Genomic DNA, 18,564 nt, shown 5'->3' on the forward strand with positions numbered 1-18,564 from the left:
CTTAAATGCAAATAAGACGCTAATGCGTCTCGTCTTCAATGCTCGTATCGTCGTAGTAACTCAATGGCTTGCGTGCGCGCTCTTCCTTGACCTCAGTCAGCTTATCGTGCCGTTTATACTCACTGTAATCCTTTGCCATGAGCTTGTCGGTTAGTCGATCTATCGTGCGCTGTTGTGACCACATCACCCAGCATGCAAATATCATCGCTATAAATGCCAGTGATGCGAATATCATGGATTGCATCTTCTCACCTCACCAGAATGAACTCGTTGCCTGTTCGTCGTCATCTTCATCGTTATCGAACTTGTCCGCACGCGTCGATTTTTTATCGTCCATATCTCTCGGAGGCAACGTATGGACGATCTCGCCAGCAATCGATGCTGTATCCACCTGATCATCGTGTTTCCCTCTCGGGAAGCTCAATAGCTCGTCCTCATAATCCGTCAACCACTGCGCCCCCTCTCGATGGTAGACCATACTCACTTCATAACGAGCGGCTATGACCAATGAACGTGTTACCTTGTCTTTGTCCACCTTAATCGCCTTAACCGTCATACCCTCTCGCCGCATCTCTTGTATTAGGTTCGTCCCATACGTCTTGTCCTCGATAGCCTGGTAACGTGGTCGAAACCGGTTGGACATGTTGCGCATCAGCGGCTTTTGATCAGGTCCGGTTATGTGTGTGCGGTATACATCGTATAGCAGCAATTCGTTATGTGGCGTGACGTACCACGTCGACACGACAAAGTAATCATTGATCGTCTTTTCACTGTTGGCCGTGTCCACGGTCTGGAATATCCATAGATCATATTTGCGGTAGCGTTTTTCTCCCAGGACGAAATAAGGCATGTTTCCGATGACCTCTTCGCGGAAATACCGGAAATGCTCACGCTTGAATATCGTTCCTCCCGCTGCGCTCGGCCTCTGCTGATACAAAGCGTTGAACACGTAGCTGCCAACGTCACTTTTGATCTGCTCCAACCTGTGGGCATCGAATCCAAACTCAGGCCAAAGCGGTTCACCCTCAACTCGCCCAAGGTAATCGTCACTCTCAGCCAGCGCAGGAAAGTTGATGACCGTCCACCGTTCGCCCTTGTGAGTGCCCTCTGCGATCTCGTCACGCTCTTTTTTGAGCAAACGCCCTACTAGGTCATCCTCATGCCATCGCGTCATAACGACAATGATTCGACCGTCTGGCGTCAAACGAGTGTATAGCGTGGATTGATACCAGTCCCACACCTTTTCGCGCATGACTTCCGAGTTTGCTTCTTCAGCATTTTTGACTGGATCGTCAATGATCGCTATCTTGGCACCTTTACCCGTGATTGCACCACCTACACCAGCAGCCGTTACGCCGCCCCTGTACCCCTCTATGCCCCATGATTCTGCCGACTGGTTGTTAGGGTCTACCTTGGCATCAAACACGCCATAATTGGACGTGAGCGTATCTCTGGAGATACGAGAAAAGCCCCGACTCAAATCAATTGAGTACGAGGCTAGAATGATCTCATCTGTGGGATTTCGCCCTACGTGCCAGGCCGGGAACTTTTTGCTCACTCGTTCCGATTTCCCATGACGTGGAGGCATGGTTACGATCACGCGCTTGAGTTCACCTATCGATACCCGCATGAGCGTATTGTCCAGTATGTCGAGGTGTTTACCTTCGCGGTCCATATATTCACTGTCATAGTCGACAAAATAAGAGAAATCCTGATAGGCTCGAGCTTGTCTTATCTCATCCAGGGTCGGCAGATTTTGCAACGATATGCTCAAGCTGCATCAACTCCTGTGGTGACAATTTGCGCAAGTCGTGCTTGACCTCAGTTTTGACAGTACCGCTATGTTCCACCTTGTCTGTAAACATTCCAAGATGTCGTGCCACGTTTTCAAGAGCCTTGTCTTGGTCTCGGAATTTAATTTCAATTCCTGCTTGCGTCTGCTTTATCCCAGCGAATAACCTCTTGGCTGGCGTACTGACCTTTCGAGTATCTGCCATGTGTAAATCTAGAACTCCTTCGCCATGACACTTCGGGCAATTAGGGTGAGGATCGAATAACTTATCGAATCCATAACCTCCTTCGTCTGAAGGTATGAGCGGTTCAATATTCTCTCCTTTATCGATTGACGCCGCTTTAGCTTCAGCAACCGCATTGTCGCACGCCCTCTTGTACTCTGCTTCGTCTACCCATTGAAATTTATGATCATCCCCATTGCAGTTTCGGCAGTTTAAGCGTCTGAGTTGAGCAAGTTCGTTAGGGTCTGCATTAGCCAAATCCCACCATCTCTCTAGCACTCGATCAGCCGTTATCCTTGTTCTAATGGATCTTTCTTCAAGAAGCTGATCTATATACTCAGCGATTTCAGGTTTTTTCAGGTTTTCATGACCAACACTACCCGCTGTCGCCTGACTGTATCCCGACCTTACCGCAGCCTGTGTGGCATTGAGGTCAACGATGTATTCTTCTGCAAATCTCTTCATTTTCGCCGTCAATGCCATACTAACACCCCCAATATGGATAAATGTATCACTATTTCAATATAACCACGCATTTTTCCGCATTTCACATGGAATAATGTCACTTTCTAAGCAAACATCCTACCCGATGAGCTATACCATAGCCCATTCGATCCCCTGAACATGACCGGCTCGTCGCATCCTGGACAGGTTATCTCTGTATACTCAAGCAAGCTTTCCTCATCGACAATGATCTTCTGTCCACAATGCTCTGTTACTGCAAAATAGGTGATGAGAGGTAACGGCACTTTATGCTTTGATCGCAACCTCTCACCTCCCGTTAGATCCCTACAAACAGAAAAGAGAGCCGTATAGGCTCCCTCTCACTGATCTTTTCGCAATGTGTTGTATGACTTTACGTCCCGCCCAGCATGGATTTCGATCTGTACCATGGCTAATCCTCGCGGACTGTTCTCAGCTTTAAACTATTGGGCTTCCATTGCGCCGCTGTAGAGGTATAGGCTCCCTCTCTGAGTAAGTCAAGTTTATTTATGAAAGCTCCAGCCGACCGGGAAACCCGATCCTTGGTTATCCTTCTGGTGCTGGCGCTTGTCACCTTATTCAGTGCGCGAACGGGATTCGAACCCGCGCCTTCCTCGTTCAGAATGCAATCAACGGAGAGCTACTCCGCCTGCTTAGACTATCTCGTCTGTCCTACCACTAGACTACCGCGCACATGTTGATCATAACAGATGTAATATTCAGCGGCCACCAGGCGAATGGCTGAGGTGACCGCAGCGTGATATCCGGCATGAATAACCACATATCCATCATATCACAATTAAGCAATAGTTCTATTCCTTTTTCTTCCCTGTTTAGCTGGCTTTAAGGCGTTTTACCTTCGCGCTAACTTTCATGATCCAGCCGTGACTATAGTTTAATTGCTCCGCTATTTGCGCCGTCGTCTTACGCTCTACATCACGCATGAAAGCAACTCTACGCTCTAGCGATTGCATTTCACCCATAGCCTTTTCCATTTCGTGCTTCGTCTCGTTCTTTCGTTCTAGCGTAGCCTCGATCATAAGTATTTCATTTTGCAGCAGCTCCGCGTAATCCATGGCCTGAATGTTCGTTCCTGATCCTCCAGGCATCCCACTATATGATGCCGTAAGCTTCACTAGGTTCTTTTGGTAAGCTCGTTCTGCCCCGATCAAGTCCGTTTTCAAATCTCGCAGCCGCATCTCCAAAATGTCGATCTCTTTCAAGAGGTCTACATATGCTGTACTCCATGTGTAAGTTTCCATGCCGGATCTCCTCCTTAATTTATTTCATGCAGGCTCCTGTGCAGTAACACGGCCCGTTAGATGGGCATTTGCTTTGTTTCGCGATAGTCGGCCACCCGACAAACAAATCCTTTATTACCATCGATTGCGGATGTTGTCCTGCGAGTTGCTTAATTCCTACCGGCAAAGGAGTCTGCACCGGCTTAAACTTGACCGGTCCCATCTCCACCATCAGCTCGTGTATCTCCCGAGGCGTTCCCTCTACTTCGATTCCGTTTATGGTTGCTTTCACTGTATCGCCCATCCTTTACTCCGAAGTATTTAATTGCACTTTTTCTATCGAGCCACGTCCACATGCTCATTCGTTTCATCTCCCCTGTATAACGATAGGACGACCTACTGGAGATCGCCCCCAAACTGCTATTCTGTCGGAACGTATACGCCGTTTACTTCGATCAATTCACCACAATCGATAACTTTAGGCATCTTGTCCTTAGCGAGATTCGTGTTTATCGGGTCTTTGAATTGATCGGCTTGATCGTAAACGTTCTGACGCGCTTTTCTTAAAGCATCTTCAAATGTGAACTGTTCCCATCCCATTATTCCGCACCTACCTTCTTACATCAAGTTCTTTCATGAGTTCGTTTAAATTTCTAGCTACTGTATCCCCATCCAGAATACCTTTGTCCGACAACTCAGAGGCAATAGCAGTAACAAATGCCGATACTCCCCTCGTTTGCCGCTCAATTAGTTCTAGTAGTTCTCTGTCTTTCTTGCGGAACACCTACGCCACTTCCTTTACTTCGCCGAATACCGCTCTTTCCAATCTTTCCAGTCGGATACGGATTTCATCATCTTGGCCTGCCACTTCTCCAGATACGGTGTTGGTCGGTACTCCGGCATCCTCTTCCCCTTGAAATGATGGCACCTCTATATCTTGATGAGTAAGATTTTCAGCCAGCTTAGCGGCTTCTTCTGCTGTTTTTTCTTGGCGAAATCGTTCGGCCTCTTCCGGCGATTCTTCGCGGTATTTTCCGATCTCCAGCAGCGGAATGGTGATCTCTTCGCCAGTCGTAGAAAGGTTAGCTGCGAAGTATCGACGATCTTCTAGTCCCCGTTCGTTGATATACCAACGCTTATTATAAATACCTGGCTTTGCCGCTTGAATACGACGAAACAATTCTGCCGGATCGACTTGCGGTGTTGCTGGCGCGTTCTGTCCTTCTAGTTGCTTACGCAAAGATTCGTTATCCTTCGTCAGGCGCTCATTCTCTTCTTTCGCCTCAGCTAGTTGTACGCCCGCAGAATCTCGTTTTGCAGTCAGATCGTCGATAACAAGTTGCAGCCTGGATGCCGATGCAATCGATTCGGTGAATTCATCGATCTGTTCATTCAGCCGATCCACTTCGGCAGTAAGATCGATTATTGCCTCTTCCTGCGCGCTGATTTCCGATTTGTAGCTGTTTACGATAGCCGCATGCTTTTGTGCTTGATCGCCTATGTAGGTCTGAATCCACATAGATAGCAGTTGGTAGTATTCTTCGTTGGCGCATGCCTCGCGTAACGATACAATCATGCCATCGCCGAAATCAAGATTTTCGAACTGGTTTGTGATCGTTTCCTGCGCTTCCATGGCTGCAAGTTGTGCCTTCATCTCTGCCAGCTTTGCAGATTCTTCCGCATGTTTCGCCGTACGTGAATCGAGTTGGGACACAACGTCCTCTTGTGCTGCTATTTCCAAGGCTAATTCTTTCATTGACTTAAAAGCCCCTTCCGAGTTATGATTATATGTTATATTATAACACATTTAATGTGCTTTGAGTAGTGCAAAGCCTTGTATTTACAGGCTTTTCGGCTATTTTGTCACAATATTCTGACGATACTTTTGGCGGGTCTCTCATCATCTAGACTCCTTCACTTTTTCGTCGTACTGCGACACTAAATTATTTCGTAGCCATTCACTAAGCACTTCATCAAATCGAATGTGGAAATCTTATTAAGTACTGAATATTGCCCACCTTCGTATTTAGTCCAATCTTGTCCGCAATGTTCTGCTACAAGTATGCTTTTACCTTGTTCAATACTGCGTTTCATAACTCTCAATTGAACTATCAAGAACGACTCGATTGCTTCTGCTATATCTTTTTCGATTATCATTAAATGCTCACTCTTTCGCTATATGGATCGAATCCGTTATCGTCGTAATGCGCTACAGCCTAATCTTCCAAAGGTACGCAGGTGTATTCGATGGAAAGCATGACTTGCATCTCTTTCTCGCATTTCGGACACTCGACAAACTTTCTGTCCATGTCGGCATTGCAAGCGTTTCGTCCATTGAATACGTGACCGCAATACACACACTGACAATCGTCAATCTTCCTTGTTTCTTCGCTAAACAGCTTCTTCTTAGCCATTTCGTTCATCCTTCCTGTTGCACATAATGGATCTACTCCGGCAACTCACCAAACACCATTTTCAACCTCGTTTGTCCGTACTGGTTAGGGCGTGTCATTCCATCTTCCCAGTTCCTCAATGTAAACTTGCTGACTCCTAATAGATCGGCTAACGTTTCCCTGCTCCAGTTCATTTTCTTGCGGTTCTCTTTCAGCCATTTTGAGTAATCCATTTTAAGCCCCTTATCTGCCGTTTACAGGCATCTCGATTAATCGTGTGACAATTACTCCATTTTACTATTATCGCGTCTCCACGACTCTCTCAGGAGTTCTGAATGGCATTCTGATTGGTAGAGTGTAGTAGATTGGCATTCCCCATTGATCAAAAGCCATATCTACGTTTCCGACTCGTTCCCATTTATGCGGTTTCTTCATGCCGATACCTCCGTAAGGGTTAGATCGGGGAATTTATTTTCGAATAACATCTTCTTCATGCGGTAAACGGTTGTTTCGAATCCCTTTACGTCAACAATCTCAACAGATCCGTTTAAGTGCTTTATACGAAAGTCTGCTTTGTATTTGATTCCCGCGTATTTTTTGCCATTCTTGCGGAATGGTTCGAGCAGTACAAATACGGGTTGTAATTCAAAGTCGGTGATATCTCCGGCCAACTTGCGTAACTTGAGCTGCTGGTAGTATCTCGCCTCTGCTGCTGAATGGAACGTGACGCCGTCTATCGTCGTTTTGCGAGATCCGTATTTGCTCATGATGCATCATCCCCTCCTGGACGATATGTCCGTAAACTCTCTGTCTGACGTTTCCTCTCTGACGCGTTCATCAGTGGTTTGCGTTTCTGTGTGGTGATGTTCACGAGCTTGCTTCTGCTTGTGTTGTCTCTTAGTTTCATGGGTTACTCTCTCCTCTCAAAATAAAATCCCCTTATACGGCATCCGCCTTCGGCTAAGCATATTCAGTCGATTGATGGCCTATCGGCCCAGAAGTTCTGGATGCTCATGAACGTTACCAACGACTTCCCACTTTTTCGTTATCTCATCTCGATGGTGGTATAAGTTTTCGTTAGGAGATCCGTTTAGGCAGAAAACTCCTTGTTCAAAAGCAATTGCATAGTCTGCCGTCACGATGTCATGCCACCGGATAATATCCCCCTCATAGATGTCCACTCCGTTCTTGTCCTGGAGGCCTGTCCATTGCATTAACTCGATGAACGGAGATTCAATGCACACTCGCAACCAATTCTTGCTCAAGTAGTCGTGGCTCATTTCTTTCGTTTCCGTGTCATACGCCCTAAACTTGAATCTCACGCTTATTCCTCCTCGTTTTCTATGTGTCTCCGTATAATTTTTTGTGGTGTTCTTTGTCTTCATCCGTTTCAATAATTCCTAACATTTCATCGGGTTCAGGGCATCTTCCCTCGTTATACACCCAACAATCTAGACCGCATCCGCCCCATATCCCAACCTTGTGACAATCGCTGGTTCCAACAGCGCCGTACATTGCTTCTTCGATTCTGTTCGATACTTTAAGATCATCTGTCACTCCACCTCTACCTCCATTCCCTCGCGTGTATTGTCTCCGCAAACTGCGGAAACCTGATACGGCCCCCACTATCGTTGGGATTATTCAGCCGGATTGATGGCCTTCGGCAAATAAGTTTCTTTGCCTGTTCCATCACACGCTCCGCATGGTGGTGACCCGTGGCTGTCATAACGACCACTTCCATTGCACGCAGCACATTTTCTTTGTTTCCAACATTTAACGAACCTCTCGTAATGCTCCGTTCTTTCTGTTTTCCGCTGGTGGAAGTTCACGCCGCATCCTCCCTTTCCCCTGGATGGTCCTCTACCTCAACTGTTTTAGTTGAAACTCCAATACTCGCATCTGACGTCGCATCAATTGTCTTTCGCTATTGTTGAACGCCTTATCCATGTTCGCGGAAATGTTCGCAATCTTCTGAACAATCTTGTCATGTTCGTTCATGCCGCACCTCCTATCTCAACTCGTCTATCGAATCAACGCCTTCTTGCACCGCTGCGCATTCGTCGCAAATGTCTGAATAGAATGCTTCGTTCGGATCATACTCTGATGCACATTCCACGCATTTTCTCATGCCGCTGCTCCTCTCGCCTCTAATTCGGCTAATTTTGCATACAACTCGTCCAGCCTTGCTTTGTATCGCCTGCGTTTATCTGAGTCTTTCTCAGCATCGTACAACGCTTCTCCCTTTTCGATCCGGTCTATGGTGTCGTAGTATTCGTGGTTCTGGAGGAAGTGGATAAGTTCGGTGTAAGCTTGCTCGATGTCCTCACTCGTCCGCAACGAACGCATGGATAGCGAAACGTAAGTGCCGGCGGTTAACTGACCGTTGTCTTTCCCAAGCTTTAGAAGCGACCTGAACCGATCAACCAGAAACGCCTCGTTATCCGTTATCATCTCGCACCAGGAGCGATTACAGCCTTCGTAACCATTCGCTGTATCTCGACAAGGAAAGATAATTCAAAGTCCCTCACGCCTGTGTTACGGCCCTTAGCGACGATCAAATCGATATGCGACATCTTAGCGTCTGACTTCTCGTCGTCTTTGTGCAGGAATATCACCATGTCGGCATCCTGCTCAATACTTCCGCTGTCCCTCAGATCGGAGAGTACCGGACGCTTGGCTGAGCGCTTCTCAATCTCGCGGTTCATCTGCACCAGTAGGAATATGGATGTGTCCAGTTCCCGCGCTAACTGTTTGAGCGCCTTCGTGATATTGCCCGTTGCTTCGCTCACTGTCTCGCCTTTCTTCTTGTGCATCTCCATTAGCCCGAGATAGTCGATCATAATCGATCCAATCTGCTTGTGCTTTCGCTTGAGCTGCCGACATTGTGATGTGATGTATCCGAGATCCATCTTCGGCTTGTCGTCGAGGTAGAAGGTTTCGTTTATCTTCGGCTCGACCGCTTTAACCAACTTCCACTCTTCTGCAGTAAGGTCGTTATGCTTCAGCTTCGAGAATGGAATGCCTGTCTTGTTGCTTGTCACCCGATCGATTAGCTCGTCGTTCCCCATTTCCATCGAGAACACCGGAACAGCTCCATACCCTTGGCTTGAAATGTTCTCCTGTACCTGAAGTGTGAACGCCGTCTTACCTGTACCTGGTCGCCCAGCCACCACAATAAGCTGCTTTTTCAAAATACCTCTCGACCATGCGTCCATATCAGCCAATCCGAATTTAGGCGAATTCACCGTTTTCTTAACCTCCTTCTCCTTGATGTATTTCCGGAAATAGGTTCTTGCTGAGACCATATTCCCGCCGCGACTACTGTCCATGTCTCCAACCATTCCGCTCACTTCGCTCATGAACTTGGAAACGTCCATATCCTCCGTGTCATTCACAAGCTCTACAAGCTGCTGTGATAACTTCATAGCCTTGCGCTTCATGCTCAACATGGAAACCTGTTCAGCGTACTCTTTTGCCATTCTCGGTACAGGTACAGCATTAAGTGCATCCGCTATAAGCTCGTCCGCCTGTTCGAATCCTTTCTGCCGCATCCATTGCATCAACGTTCGTCCGTCCAGCCGATCGGAGTTATGAAGTTCCATGCTTTCGACGAAAAGGTACTTCACATCCGAAAAGTAAAAGTCATCCGGCGTTACGATGGTCTGAATGGTATCGATGGCGTCTTTGTTCTTCAACATCGCGCCGACTACCCATAGTTCTGTTTCGTAATTGGTAAAAGGTATGAGTCCCAAATCACTTCACTCCTAAATCAGCCGTTGGTTCGTACTTCCCATACTCCGGCGTGTAACTATCCGCTATTCTGGCAGCAGTTCTAGCTTCGCTCTCCCCATGATCGTTCTTCGTGTTGGGAACTGGATGGAGGTGGCGAATACTTTCTTTCTTCGTCTTTCCCTCTTTGATGTGACGATCCAGTATTTTGACTGCGTAAGAGGTGTGCTTGCCTTCAGAAAGTTTTATGCAATGCTCAAGAACTTCCGAGTCCATCATTGGCAGGTAAGATTCAACTTGCTCAATACTGAACACTCCGCTGTATTCAACTCGATACCGATTTAATAAATTAAGAACGAAATTTGGATCACACACAGGGTTCTGTTCTGTTCCCTTCTCTTCTGTTCCCTTCAGTTCAGTTCTGTTCTGTTCAGAGGGAATTTCCGGGAAGTTCCGGGAAAGTTCAGGAGGTTCAGGGAATTTACTGCGGGTTCTTTTATGCAATCCTTGCTGATGATCGTCGAAATTAATGATCTGAACGTACTTTTCACCGTTCGATTCATACCAGTTTATAAGTCCAGCTTTGTGTAGATTTCCTAGAGTTTTTTCGACATCTTCCTCATCGACCTCTTTCATCATGGGAAGGATTAGACCCTTCACCTTAAATGGATCTCCTGTCAACCTTCCAAAGTCATCAGAGTGTGGAATGAGTAGCAAGTATAAGAGCCGGGAAAAGTGGTCAGTTAGCTGTAAGTTGAATTTTTTAGATATGCTGATAACCTTGCTTATCATCCGTTTCTCAGCCACATATCACACCGCCTTGCTATATGTGTCGTTTTGCCGCTTAATTTCCTCTTGCACAGCTCGGATAGCGAACTCTTGCATAGTAATGTCGTTTTTGGCGCAGTACACTTTGAGATCCTTATGAAGCTCTCGCGGTATGCGCACTTTAAATTGCGTGTTGTCCATTTCCTGCACCTCCATTTGGTTCATTTCAACCTTAGTAACATGGTACCACATTACTCAATATGTGTATAGTATTACGCATTTTATTCTCGATTGGTTTATTTTGTCCTAATTTTGATTATGATAAAAGAAATCTATCAATCAGTGAGGTAACTATGATTCGAGTAAAGCTATCAGAAATGATGGGTAAACATAAGGTGAAAAACTTCTCAGAGTTAGAGAGAGCCACTGGCGTGACCAGGAAGACTCTCACTAAACTCTATGATGGAGAAGGGAAGGGCATCGAGTATGACACTCTCAACGCCCTCTGCTCCTACTTCAACTGCCCGATAGGCGAACTTCTTGAGTGGGTGCCGGATTAAACTTCAATCTTTGAACCACATTTAACGCAACTGCTATGATTGCTGCGATAGTTTGCTAAAGATTGCACTTTTCCGCATTCCAAGCACTCGACATCAGCAAAGACAGGCCAATGTTCTAAGGGTGCGTCGTGATCTATCATAAGTTTGTGATAAATCTTCATCGTATGTCCTCCTTGTTATTTGGTCTTATAGGGGCGAAGTTGTTCTTGCAAATCGCCAATTTCTTGTGTAATTTCGACAATCTTTTGTTTTATTTCTTTTGGCATGTCCGCGTCTTCAATAACAGTTGCAGCCCATGACATTTTATGTTTTGCGTCTCCCATATGAGAGAGTGACTGGTATACGAAATCGCTTCCTACTCCTAATCTTTGAAATGCATCATAGTTTGGTTGATGTGCAGCAAAGCTTCCGAACTTTGGTTGTTTATTTGTTTTTTTCATCGTATGATCTCCTTTGTGTTGGTTTTGCGCGTTAGCGCCTTCGAGTCGACCGCATATGCTTAACGGAGTGGCGGCCGTATAAGGTCCACCATATCCAAGCATCAATATTTCTAAGTAGTCTCATGGGATTCTCCTAGTTCTAAGAGGACACGTTTAGCACTACTTCCAGTGGCGTACGGATCACGGTTAGCGAACCTTTTCAGTTCTGCCACCGCTTTATCCCTCTCTACCTGGAGGCGATCCCTTTCCTCTTTTAGTTGGGATACCACGCCTAGCAGATGAGTATTATCCTTATGCAACGCTTTTGATGTACTGATTGCATTTTCACGGTTTGTTTTAGCATGCGTCACTTCTTGCTGTAGGCGTTCTATTTCATTGCTTAATTTGGTCGCCTCACAAAGCTGACAACTATATCCTCCTGCTGGCGTATCGTCAGTGTGGCATGCGTCAAATCCAAATCCGCAGTCTTGGCATATCCGAAGATTGTTCTTCGTTTTACGTAGTCGGTCTATTTCCTCTAGTAGCCATTCAACCTGCTCAATTGAAAATGCCACTGTATTCCCCGGCAGGTGGAGAAGCACGTCTGTTGTTCGACGCATCTCCTCTAACCGTTTATCCCTGCCCATATAGGTTGGTACGCCTTCCAATTCGGCGCGAGGATACTTACCTTCTGGCGTAGGAACATATTGTTTATCCCTTTGGTTGTCCATGTTCTTCCTCCCTCGCCGGCTTAAAATTCGATGCTTCCCACCACTGAAAATCTTGCGCTCCCTCATGAAAGATAAGAAATCTTGTAGCGTCCCATAAATACTGAACGCCATATATCGTGTACTCGGCCCCTGAAACATGATGAGCCTTGAATGTCATATCCCCATCACCGCCAAACCCTGTTGATACCTTGTCATCTAAACCCCTCCTACGGAATCCGCTGGCGCTGAGACGATTCGGTCGTCCCGGCGCCCTTCGGCCTGATTCGTCATATCGTCGAACTATGCATTAAACATTGCCCTGATATCTTGAACAAAATTCCCAAAACGTTCATACATAAAATGTTTTTTATCAGCACCCTTGCTATATAGCCACATTTGAAGCTTTGCTAGCATTCACTCTCACCTTCCTTCACAATATGGATCGATATCGTCGGACTGCGAATTAATAGCGGCCGGTTACCGTGCAATTGTGGTAGCATTTACGGCTGATTTTCTTCCATCCCTTGCGCCGCTCAAACGAACCAGCAGGAAAGTATGCGAATGGCAGAAACGGCACTTTCCAACCATATGAATACCAAATGTGATGGATGCGGTGAATGCCTGTTACAAACTGAATAACTCTGTATTTTTTCAACGTCTTCACTCCTTCGTTATATGGATCGATTGCCAGTAATCGTCGAACTATACATCAATCAATCTTGTTTATGAGCGCAAAGGTAACGCTACTTAAACCGCAATCCGTTCTCTTTGCATACTGTTCTTCCAAATCTTTTTTCACTTTGTTCATGGCTTCTTTGGCGTTTTCGGCTTCAACAACGATTGTTGGCCTTGACACTAAAGTCGATATGCCATCATACAAATGCACCGTACAATGACAAGCGAATTTGCTTGTATTTAACCGGAATAGCTTGTCAGGGGTTAGCCAGTCAGTACGGTATTGAGTCTTTCCGATTCTCGCAAGCTGGTACTCCACCGTCGTCTCCCCTGATATTTTGTAACGAATCTCTCGAATGTCGTAAATCTGAAACTCGCGATTGTGCGGCTCCCATGCGATCCCGACAGGCTCACCGACTTCATAAACCGAAATATTTGGTTCACCGTTACAATGAAGACAATCGTCTTCTTCGCATATCCCCAAATCTTTGCATGTAGCTTTCAAAGGGTAGCCTCCTCCTCCTGAACAATATGGATCGACTGTTCAGTAGCTATATTGGCATTCTGTTGACTTCACGACGCGGCCATCAGACAAAAGAATCAACATTAATCCAGGCTCCTCCGCGTCGTCGCGGATGACGGTTCCCTTGATGATTTTACTGGTGTCATAATCAAAACACACTTTGACTCCTTTTCCTGCGAGATGCCCTTGTTTCGGGAATCTATCATAGCCAATATTAGAGTGTACGCCCATTTTCTTTTTTCCTCCTCTTCGTTCTGTGGATCAATAGTTTATTAGTCTCCTACAGCAGGAGAATGAACATTTACAGCTTGATCGATCATCAGACCTTCTGCCCAATCATCGCCGTACTTTAATTTGGCATATTGGATGTTGCGAAACTGCTCCAGAAACTTGCGTCCGTCTCGGGTTGTGTCACATTTCGTATGACAGGCATTGCATAAGTGACACACGTCCTGAACAGTCGTTCTTTCCTCGATCCTCCATCGCCGGAGGGTATGCCCTGCTTCAGTTGCCAAGTTGTTTTTGCAAAGCTCGCATATGCCCCCACTTCGCTCCCTAAGCTCTCGCCGTACTTTGGTGGATATTGCCCCTCTCTGTCGCGCTGTGGGTCTGTTGCGCCCGTGTGAGGGCTTAGGAACGCTATAGACTGGCTGTTGGGATAAGTCCATGGTAGACCTCCTACTCGTGCTCGTCGTAAATGATGCTGAAATCTGCTTCAATTACGCCATCCTCGTCTTCCTGTCCATACTCGACCTTCGTCTCCAGGTCTTTCGAGTAAGCCGTCTGCATTTCAACCGACAGGATTCCCCATTTGGAAAGCATGTTCCGAATAACCGTTTTGAGTGCCATGGCATCCCAATCTTTATTCCATCCGAAATCGCTTTTGGAGAATCGCTTTTTGTGAATCTCAATTTGCTCTTTCGTCCAGTAGACAGTCTTTTTAAATCCGTTCAGAAGCTCAAAGTACCCGCAGTAACCAACAATTTTGTCAGAAGTGCGTTTGGATTCGTCGAGCTGCAATTCTTCTGTCAAACGATCCCACTTAACCAACTCACCTTCGTATACTTGAACGGCATTGATAAAACGGTATTGACCTGTCCGGAGCGCCAATTGAATGTATCCCTTGTACCCAAGTTGGAAGGATGCGCGGTTCTTGTACGGTACAACCCATGCATATCCAAGGTTCTTATCAACCGGAAGGTCGAGAGATGCTGCAACCATTGCCGAAGCAACAACACTCATAGGGTCACAGTTTTTTAGGCTGTTTTCGGAATTGTAGAGGTTAATAATGCTTGTCATATACTGAGGCGCGCGGTTCTTCAAAACCTCTTCAAATCGCTTTTTAACGCCAGGTGAGTCGAGCAAAGATTTCACCGTAACGCCTACTTCTGTTCCGGCAGCTGCTTTATTCGCAAGCGCCGCTGATAGATTGGATTGGCTCGTTACTGTTTTTTCAGTCATCTCAAATACCTCCAATGATTTTAAATACTCGATTACCGGCCCTATTCGACTTCCAGGAGCAGAACTTCTCGCCTTGCCAGTAGGCTAGTTCGTTGTCTCCCATCAGCATTTTGATTTTGTTCTTCGCGTCTTCGTAGGCTTCCTTAGATGCGTTGTAAGCGACCTTGGTGTCTAACAGTCTCTTTACATGGTCATAGTAGGCTTCGCTGATCTCCGTTGATTCTGGACGGCTGTAAGGGTATGTGTTGTTTATAAGGTCCGTATCTTTCGATCCAACAGAGGGAGGAACACGCATTTGTACGTGACTTTCCCAGAAATCCTGCTCGATCAAAATAAGGTTCTTGATTAGCGATTCATCACGCTCGATAATTCGCCATTGGAAATCCCATCCACCAATCAAAACAGCCACATACCACTTCTCCGCGTTCAATACCGCCATATAGTGGTTTGCTTGGAGCTGGTACTCAGTTGGAATAATCTCCGTATTCCCTTCAAACCAATCGTCACGGCAGTATTCGGACGTGTTTTTGATCTCCAGACCGGCGTTTTCTCCAGGAATCCAGCGGTCGATATTGGCAAGCATAAATTTATGTTCAGGATGCTGGAATATAAACTTTTGCTCTTGCGTTCGGATTCCCGTTTCTTCCGTAAACCAATCCGCGATAACCGGCTCCAGCACACGACCAGCCTTCATTTTCGGGTTATCTTCAAGCGGTGGAAGTTCCCCAATTTTGTCGAGGTAAACGGAGTAAGCAGACTTGAACCGGCTAAGTCCCACAATTGCCGCTACGTCACTCCCCCCGATACCTTGTTTGCGATATTCCAGCCATTCGTCATGTATGAGGTCTTCCGTATTAACCAATCTCAAAGCTTGCATTGCCGTTCAGCTCCTTTTGGTGTATCCTATTGGCATAACCTATTTTCTTCACCCAACAGGCGCATCCTACTGCGCCTTTTTTCGTCCCTGCTTAACCCATGCGGCGTAGTGTTTGAGATACACCTTCCTTGCCGTAGGATGATCAGCCAGCTTGTACAACGCTTGGAACGTCTTCTCTTCCCTGATCCTCACATACACACCTCTCTAATCCGCAGCACTCAAACACGGATACCGTATCCTCTACCTCTTTACCGCAACAGCCGCATACCTCTACTTGGTACCGAATCGGGTAACCATCGTTGAGCGGATATTCTTCTCGCCAGCCTGGTTCGATGGATCGGAGGCAGCAAGAGCTAACTGTGTACATTAGGCCGTCCCCTTCCTTTCACGCGCTATCTCAGCCAATGCAGGAAACGTTTGGCTCTTGATATCCTCCAACACCTCGAACGCCTCATGGAGAGTCATGCCATCATCTTCAATCATGCCTACCAAGCCGGAAACGACCATTTGATGACTGAGCTTTTTAAGATCCATCCGGTGCTTTCTCATGCCGCAACATCCTCCTCTACCATTTCGTTGACTTCCTCGGATTGGTCATTTGCGATAAGCTCGTCCACTGTGCGGGATATTTGATAGCGCAGAGCGTCCATCAGGAACAGCGCCTCTTTGCCCATCCCCATCCAATCGCGCATGTAATCGTGCATCTGCGGGAACGTTTGGTAGCTCTTGCGGGACTTCTCACCGAACCACCATGATTCGTTGGACCATACCGGATTTTCGAACCAGCGTTCCTCCGCAATGATCTCTTTGAACTCTTGTAGCGTTACGAGGGATGAGTCCATCATGTCCTCGACTTGGACTAATAGCGGTTGCCAGTTCATTCACTCACCTCATTGATGTTGTATAGAGATTCAATTTCCGACATCGTTTCATCATTTGGGTGGTATCCATAGTATGTCTGTAGAAGTTTCTGCACTTTCTCGCGGGGCGTTGGAATATGCTCTACTTCGTATCCGATGACAAGTGCTTTCATGATGATTGTGAAACCTTTTTTCTCCTCATCATCGAACGCCATTGTATTTTGTCTGATGTAATTCGTTATGACGCTGTATGGATAATCTTTATTGCCTTTGTATGCTTCACCTAATATGGTGAAATCCGTCATCCCAGCTTCTCTGATGCTTTCAATAGCCTCAGCTACTTCACGCGGCAACTTTACCTTCTCCAAATCCTCACGCCTCCTTTGCTTCCGTATGTGCTTCCTTGATTAGGTGTCCTTGGGTAAGGTTGTACGGGACCAGCTGGATGGATTTTGTTATGCTGCATGTTCCTTCTCCTCCTCAAAAGTAGCTCGTTTATACATTCCCGACAGTAGCTCCATCACATATTCGAAGCTTTCCTCACGGTATTCGTTTAACGTGCCGTCCTTCTTGTGCTGAGCGTAATCAGATAGTTCCTTGGCTACGTGCTTCAATAATGGATCTCGCTTCGCTGACTCTTTCAAGCTCTCTCACCCTTTCCGTTGACATTCGGTGCATCTCCCACTCAATCGCCTTGGATTGGTTCTTTCGTTGCTGGGCGTCGACGTAACGATTGTTATTGTAGATGTCGAGTTCCGTTATCATGCGCCTATAGCATCTTTCCCAGCTCTCTTAACGCTCTGTTCATAGGCAAGCTGGTGTAGCCGTTTCATCATGCCTGGAGTGGGCTGGGTCTTTACTTCGGGAAAGTTGATAGTCATGGGTGGGCCTCCTTATAAGGTGATGTCATGCGCCTTTATGCCCCTTGCCTTGCGGTAACAATACGTCTGCCAATGCGGTGATTTTATGATCGGATAAGAGCACGTTTACTTTTTCGCCTTTTGCCGGGACGGACTGTATTCCCATATTGCGGAGTTTTTCTGGTAGGTTCATGGGTGGAGCCTCCTTATGCTTCTTTGTTGTGTTCGCGATCCATGTAAGGCACGATACCTATCTTCGTTAATGCTTCGTGAATGAACAGCCGGCCCTTTTGCGTCCACTTTGTATTCATCCGGTAGGTGATCGATCCGTCCGTGTGATGAACGTCAATGGTTTGCGATTTCGTATATCCTTTGTCCTGGTGCTTCTGATAAAGGAGCCATTGACCGCCAACGCTGTATTGGATCTTCTCTTCGTGAAGAATCTTGTTCAGAGCTTGTCCGGTCAGGCCGTAGTCCTTTGCGATTTGAGTTATTGTGACAGTTCCTTTAGATGAAAGGATTTGGTCGACGTACCGAGTTTGAGAGCGAAGCTCCTCATTCTCTAATTGAAGCGTCTCGTTCTTCTCGGCTAGTTCCAACGACAACCGGAGTGCTTCGGTAAAAGTTTGTGGTATTTGGAATTGAGGCTGTAGTAACTCGTCCCGCATCCGGTTGAATTCGCCGATGTACATTTCTTTGAAACGAGCTGCTTCGCGTCCGGTGTAGCCGAAGGCAAGGAAGGTGAAGCCGTCTTGTGTCATGTTTACTTTTGGGTATTCGCGGCCTCTATCGTTGATGTAAGTTGACTGCTCAAAATTGAGCCGTGAGAATTCTTCGCTGCAATCAAGAATTTCTATGTCTCGCAAAACATTTTTGTGATCCTTACCAAAAACTTCTGCCACAGTAAGACTGTCAGTAACCGGACGATTGTTGTTGATAAAAACTAACTTCATTTGTAATCCACCTTTCATAAATATAGTTAATGGTATA

General features: G+C 46.4%; 31 protein-coding genes and 1 tRNA gene. 1 reads left to right on the forward strand and 31 read right to left on the reverse strand.

The genetic code is table 11. The features are described from left to right. Nucleotides 1–19: 19 nt before the first annotated feature. The 17 genes from KJW29_RS12495 to KJW29_RS12575 form a co-directional block, all read right to left on the reverse strand. Nucleotides 20–235, reverse strand: coding sequence for a hypothetical protein (locus KJW29_RS12495; protein ID WP_214629998.1), 216 nt, complete (start codon nucleotides 233–235; stop codon nucleotides 20–22). An 18-nt stretch (nucleotides 236–253) separates the two neighbouring features. Further along, nucleotides 254–1,774, reverse strand: a complete 1,521-nt coding sequence (terL, locus tag KJW29_RS12500; protein WP_214629999.1) for a phage terminase large subunit — start codon at nucleotides 1,772–1,774, stop codon at nucleotides 254–256. Further along, the gene (locus KJW29_RS12505; RefSeq protein ID WP_214630000.1) at nucleotides 1,737–2,498 is read right to left on the reverse strand and encodes a terminase small subunit; all 762 of its coding nucleotides are present in this window, start codon (nucleotides 2,496–2,498) and stop codon (nucleotides 1,737–1,739) included. The genes terL and KJW29_RS12505 overlap by 38 nt, the downstream gene beginning before the upstream one ends. Before the next feature lie 582 nt (nucleotides 2,499–3,080). Next, nucleotides 3,081–3,191, reverse strand: a tRNA-OTHER gene (locus KJW29_RS12510). A gap of 140 nt (nucleotides 3,192–3,331) precedes the next feature. After that, the gene (locus KJW29_RS12515; protein ID WP_214630001.1) at nucleotides 3,332–3,760 is read right to left on the reverse strand and encodes an RNA polymerase sigma factor; all 429 of its coding nucleotides are present in this window, start codon (nucleotides 3,758–3,760) and stop codon (nucleotides 3,332–3,334) included. Nucleotides 3,761–3,779: 19 nt separating this feature from the next. Further along, nucleotides 3,780–4,031 (reverse strand): hypothetical protein, encoded by a 252-nt coding sequence (locus tag KJW29_RS12520; RefSeq protein WP_214630002.1) that lies wholly within the window; start codon nucleotides 4,029–4,031, stop codon nucleotides 3,780–3,782. A 128-nt stretch (nucleotides 4,032–4,159) separates the two neighbouring features. Further along, entirely contained in the window at nucleotides 4,160–4,339 is a 180-nt protein-coding gene (locus KJW29_RS12525; RefSeq protein ID WP_214630003.1) for a hypothetical protein, read from the reverse strand. Between the two features lie 184 nt (nucleotides 4,340–4,523). Next, nucleotides 4,524–5,495, reverse strand: a complete 972-nt coding sequence (locus KJW29_RS12530; protein WP_214630004.1) for a coiled-coil domain-containing protein — start codon at nucleotides 5,493–5,495, stop codon at nucleotides 4,524–4,526. A 690-nt stretch (nucleotides 5,496–6,185) separates the two neighbouring features. Next, entirely contained in the window at nucleotides 6,186–6,365 is a 180-nt protein-coding gene (locus KJW29_RS36755) for a helix-turn-helix domain-containing protein (RefSeq protein WP_214630005.1), read from the reverse strand. A gap of 198 nt (nucleotides 6,366–6,563) precedes the next feature. Next, nucleotides 6,564–6,899 carry a DUF1064 domain-containing protein gene (locus tag KJW29_RS12540; RefSeq protein WP_214630006.1) on the reverse strand — a complete coding sequence of 112 codons (336 nt, stop codon included), beginning with the start codon at nucleotides 6,897–6,899 and terminating at the stop codon, nucleotides 6,564–6,566. A 219-nt stretch (nucleotides 6,900–7,118) separates the two neighbouring features. After that, entirely contained in the window at nucleotides 7,119–7,454 is a 336-nt protein-coding gene (locus KJW29_RS12545) for a YopX family protein (RefSeq protein WP_214630007.1), read from the reverse strand. Between the two features lie 19 nt (nucleotides 7,455–7,473). Next, complete coding sequence (locus tag KJW29_RS12550; protein ID WP_214630008.1) at nucleotides 7,474–7,689, reverse strand: hypothetical protein; 216 nt, start codon at nucleotides 7,687–7,689, stop codon at nucleotides 7,474–7,476. Between the two features lie 303 nt (nucleotides 7,690–7,992). Then, a complete protein-coding gene (locus tag KJW29_RS12555; protein ID WP_214630009.1) occupies nucleotides 7,993–8,130 on the reverse strand; it encodes a hypothetical protein in 138 nt (45 codons plus the stop codon). A 126-nt stretch (nucleotides 8,131–8,256) separates the two neighbouring features. After that, nucleotides 8,257–8,583: a hypothetical protein gene (locus KJW29_RS12560; protein WP_214630010.1), complete on the reverse strand. Its 327-nt coding sequence runs from the start codon at nucleotides 8,581–8,583 to the stop codon at nucleotides 8,257–8,259. Next, complete coding sequence (locus KJW29_RS12565; RefSeq protein ID WP_214630011.1) at nucleotides 8,580–9,884, reverse strand: replicative DNA helicase; 1,305 nt, start codon at nucleotides 9,882–9,884, stop codon at nucleotides 8,580–8,582. The genes KJW29_RS12560 and KJW29_RS12565 overlap by 4 nt, the downstream gene beginning before the upstream one ends. 1 nt (nucleotide 9,885) lies before the next feature. Further along, nucleotides 9,886–10,668 carry a hypothetical protein gene (locus KJW29_RS12570; RefSeq protein WP_214630012.1) on the reverse strand — a complete coding sequence of 261 codons (783 nt, stop codon included), beginning with the start codon at nucleotides 10,666–10,668 and terminating at the stop codon, nucleotides 9,886–9,888. 3 nt (nucleotides 10,669–10,671) lie between these two features. After that, entirely contained in the window at nucleotides 10,672–10,830 is a 159-nt protein-coding gene (locus KJW29_RS12575) for a hypothetical protein (RefSeq protein WP_214630013.1), read from the reverse strand. A gap of 152 nt (nucleotides 10,831–10,982) precedes the next feature. On the opposite strand from KJW29_RS12575, the gene KJW29_RS12580 reads away from it, so the two are divergent. Next, complete coding sequence (locus tag KJW29_RS12580) at nucleotides 10,983–11,189, forward strand: helix-turn-helix domain-containing protein (RefSeq protein WP_214630014.1); 207 nt, start codon at nucleotides 10,983–10,985, stop codon at nucleotides 11,187–11,189. Between the two features lie 176 nt (nucleotides 11,190–11,365). Here the strand turns inward: KJW29_RS12580 and KJW29_RS12585 are convergent, their stop codons facing one another. The 14 genes from KJW29_RS12585 to KJW29_RS12645 form a co-directional block, all read right to left on the reverse strand. Continuing rightward, complete coding sequence (locus KJW29_RS12585; protein WP_214630015.1) at nucleotides 11,366–11,629, reverse strand: hypothetical protein; 264 nt, start codon at nucleotides 11,627–11,629, stop codon at nucleotides 11,366–11,368. A 110-nt stretch (nucleotides 11,630–11,739) separates the two neighbouring features. Continuing rightward, the gene (locus tag KJW29_RS12590) at nucleotides 11,740–12,339 is read right to left on the reverse strand and encodes a hypothetical protein (RefSeq protein WP_214630016.1); all 600 of its coding nucleotides are present in this window, start codon (nucleotides 12,337–12,339) and stop codon (nucleotides 11,740–11,742) included. 442 nt (nucleotides 12,340–12,781) lie between these two features. Then, the gene (locus tag KJW29_RS12595) at nucleotides 12,782–12,973 is read right to left on the reverse strand and encodes a hypothetical protein (RefSeq protein ID WP_214630017.1); all 192 of its coding nucleotides are present in this window, start codon (nucleotides 12,971–12,973) and stop codon (nucleotides 12,782–12,784) included. Between the two features lie 54 nt (nucleotides 12,974–13,027). Further along, the gene (locus KJW29_RS12600) at nucleotides 13,028–13,498 is read right to left on the reverse strand and encodes a hypothetical protein (RefSeq protein WP_214630018.1); all 471 of its coding nucleotides are present in this window, start codon (nucleotides 13,496–13,498) and stop codon (nucleotides 13,028–13,030) included. A gap of 39 nt (nucleotides 13,499–13,537) precedes the next feature. Next, nucleotides 13,538–13,747 carry a hypothetical protein gene (locus KJW29_RS12605; RefSeq protein ID WP_214630019.1) on the reverse strand — a complete coding sequence of 70 codons (210 nt, stop codon included), beginning with the start codon at nucleotides 13,745–13,747 and terminating at the stop codon, nucleotides 13,538–13,540. 447 nt (nucleotides 13,748–14,194) lie between these two features. Then, nucleotides 14,195–14,977, reverse strand: a complete 783-nt coding sequence (locus KJW29_RS12610) for a recombinase RecT (RefSeq protein WP_214630020.1) — start codon at nucleotides 14,975–14,977, stop codon at nucleotides 14,195–14,197. A 1-nt stretch (nucleotide 14,978) separates the two neighbouring features. Then, complete coding sequence (locus KJW29_RS12615; RefSeq protein ID WP_214630021.1) at nucleotides 14,979–15,854, reverse strand: YqaJ viral recombinase family nuclease; 876 nt, start codon at nucleotides 15,852–15,854, stop codon at nucleotides 14,979–14,981. Between the two features lie 66 nt (nucleotides 15,855–15,920). Further along, complete coding sequence (locus KJW29_RS36480) at nucleotides 15,921–16,046, reverse strand: hypothetical protein (protein ID WP_281426357.1); 126 nt, start codon at nucleotides 16,044–16,046, stop codon at nucleotides 15,921–15,923. Between the two features lie 174 nt (nucleotides 16,047–16,220). Further along, on the reverse strand, nucleotides 16,221–16,403 hold the full coding sequence (locus KJW29_RS12620; protein WP_214630022.1) for a hypothetical protein: 183 nt from the start codon (nucleotides 16,401–16,403) through the stop codon (nucleotides 16,221–16,223). Next, nucleotides 16,400–16,735, reverse strand: a complete 336-nt coding sequence (locus KJW29_RS12625) for a hypothetical protein (protein ID WP_214630023.1) — start codon at nucleotides 16,733–16,735, stop codon at nucleotides 16,400–16,402. Before KJW29_RS12625 ends, KJW29_RS12620 begins: the two co-directional genes overlap by 4 nt. Next, nucleotides 16,732–17,082 (reverse strand): DUF1642 domain-containing protein, encoded by a 351-nt coding sequence (locus tag KJW29_RS12630; RefSeq protein ID WP_214630024.1) that lies wholly within the window; start codon nucleotides 17,080–17,082, stop codon nucleotides 16,732–16,734. The genes KJW29_RS12625 and KJW29_RS12630 overlap by 4 nt, the downstream gene beginning before the upstream one ends. 87 nt (nucleotides 17,083–17,169) lie before the next feature. Next, on the reverse strand, nucleotides 17,170–17,358 hold the full coding sequence (locus tag KJW29_RS12635; RefSeq protein ID WP_214630025.1) for a hypothetical protein: 189 nt from the start codon (nucleotides 17,356–17,358) through the stop codon (nucleotides 17,170–17,172). Nucleotides 17,359–17,620: 262 nt separating this feature from the next. After that, entirely contained in the window at nucleotides 17,621–17,767 is a 147-nt protein-coding gene (locus KJW29_RS12640; RefSeq protein ID WP_214630026.1) for a hypothetical protein, read from the reverse strand. A 13-nt stretch (nucleotides 17,768–17,780) separates the two neighbouring features. Next, nucleotides 17,781–18,527, reverse strand: a complete 747-nt coding sequence (locus KJW29_RS12645; RefSeq protein ID WP_214630027.1) for a Rha family transcriptional regulator — start codon at nucleotides 18,525–18,527, stop codon at nucleotides 17,781–17,783. Between the last annotated feature and the right edge of the window lie 37 nt (nucleotides 18,528–18,564).

Source organism: Paenibacillus agaridevorans (assembly GCF_018604145.1).
Taxonomy (GTDB): Bacteria; Bacillota; Bacilli; order Paenibacillales; family Paenibacillaceae; genus Pristimantibacillus; species Pristimantibacillus agaridevorans.

Excerpts from the sequence above, each read along its gene's own strand:
- KJW29_RS12590 (WP_214630016.1), bottom strand. The coding sequence starts at position 12,339 with ATGGACAACCAAAGGGATAAACAATATGTTCCTACGCCAGAAGGTAAG.
- KJW29_RS12495 (WP_214629998.1), bottom strand. The coding sequence starts at position 235 with ATGATATTCGCATCACTGGCATTTATAGCGATGATATTTGCATGCTGG.
- KJW29_RS12620 (WP_214630022.1), bottom strand. The coding sequence starts at position 16,403 with ATGAGAAAGCACCGGATGGATCTTAAAAAGCTCAGTCATCAAATGGTC.
- KJW29_RS12505 (WP_214630000.1), bottom strand. The coding sequence starts at position 2,498 with ATGGCATTGACGGCGAAAATGAAGAGATTTGCAGAAGAATACATCGTT.
- KJW29_RS12605 (WP_214630019.1), bottom strand. The coding sequence starts at position 13,747 with ATGGGCGTACACTCTAATATTGGCTATGATAGATTCCCGAAACAAGGG.
- KJW29_RS12560 (WP_214630010.1), bottom strand. The coding sequence starts at position 8,583 with ATGATAACGGATAACGAGGCGTTTCTGGTTGATCGGTTCAGGTCGCTT.
- KJW29_RS12580 (WP_214630014.1), top strand. The coding sequence starts at position 10,983 with ATGATTCGAGTAAAGCTATCAGAAATGATGGGTAAACATAAGGTGAAA.
- KJW29_RS12525 (WP_214630003.1), bottom strand. The coding sequence starts at position 4,339 with ATGGGATGGGAACAGTTCACATTTGAAGATGCTTTAAGAAAAGCGCGT.
- KJW29_RS12575 (WP_214630013.1), bottom strand. The coding sequence starts at position 10,830 with ATGGACAACACGCAATTTAAAGTGCGCATACCGCGAGAGCTTCATAAG.
- KJW29_RS36755 (WP_214630005.1), bottom strand. The coding sequence starts at position 6,365 with ATGGATTACTCAAAATGGCTGAAAGAGAACCGCAAGAAAATGAACTGG.
- KJW29_RS12555 (WP_214630009.1), bottom strand. The coding sequence starts at position 8,130 with ATGAACGAACATGACAAGATTGTTCAGAAGATTGCGAACATTTCCGCG.
- KJW29_RS12645 (WP_214630027.1), bottom strand. The coding sequence starts at position 18,527 with ATGAAGTTAGTTTTTATCAACAACAATCGTCCGGTTACTGACAGTCTT.
- KJW29_RS12530 (WP_214630004.1), bottom strand. The coding sequence starts at position 5,495 with ATGAAAGAATTAGCCTTGGAAATAGCAGCACAAGAGGACGTTGTGTCC.
- KJW29_RS12540 (WP_214630006.1), bottom strand. The coding sequence starts at position 6,899 with ATGAGCAAATACGGATCTCGCAAAACGACGATAGACGGCGTCACGTTC.
- KJW29_RS12625 (WP_214630023.1), bottom strand. The coding sequence starts at position 16,735 with ATGAACTGGCAACCGCTATTAGTCCAAGTCGAGGACATGATGGACTCA.
- KJW29_RS12515 (WP_214630001.1), bottom strand. The coding sequence starts at position 3,760 with ATGGAAACTTACACATGGAGTACAGCATATGTAGACCTCTTGAAAGAG.
- KJW29_RS12640 (WP_214630026.1), bottom strand. The coding sequence starts at position 17,767 with ATGAACCTACCAGAAAAACTCCGCAATATGGGAATACAGTCCGTCCCG.
- KJW29_RS12615 (WP_214630021.1), bottom strand. The coding sequence starts at position 15,854 with ATGCAAGCTTTGAGATTGGTTAATACGGAAGACCTCATACATGACGAA.
- KJW29_RS12585 (WP_214630015.1), bottom strand. The coding sequence starts at position 11,629 with ATGAAAAAAACAAATAAACAACCAAAGTTCGGAAGCTTTGCTGCACAT.
- KJW29_RS12610 (WP_214630020.1), bottom strand. The coding sequence starts at position 14,977 with ATGACTGAAAAAACAGTAACGAGCCAATCCAATCTATCAGCGGCGCTT.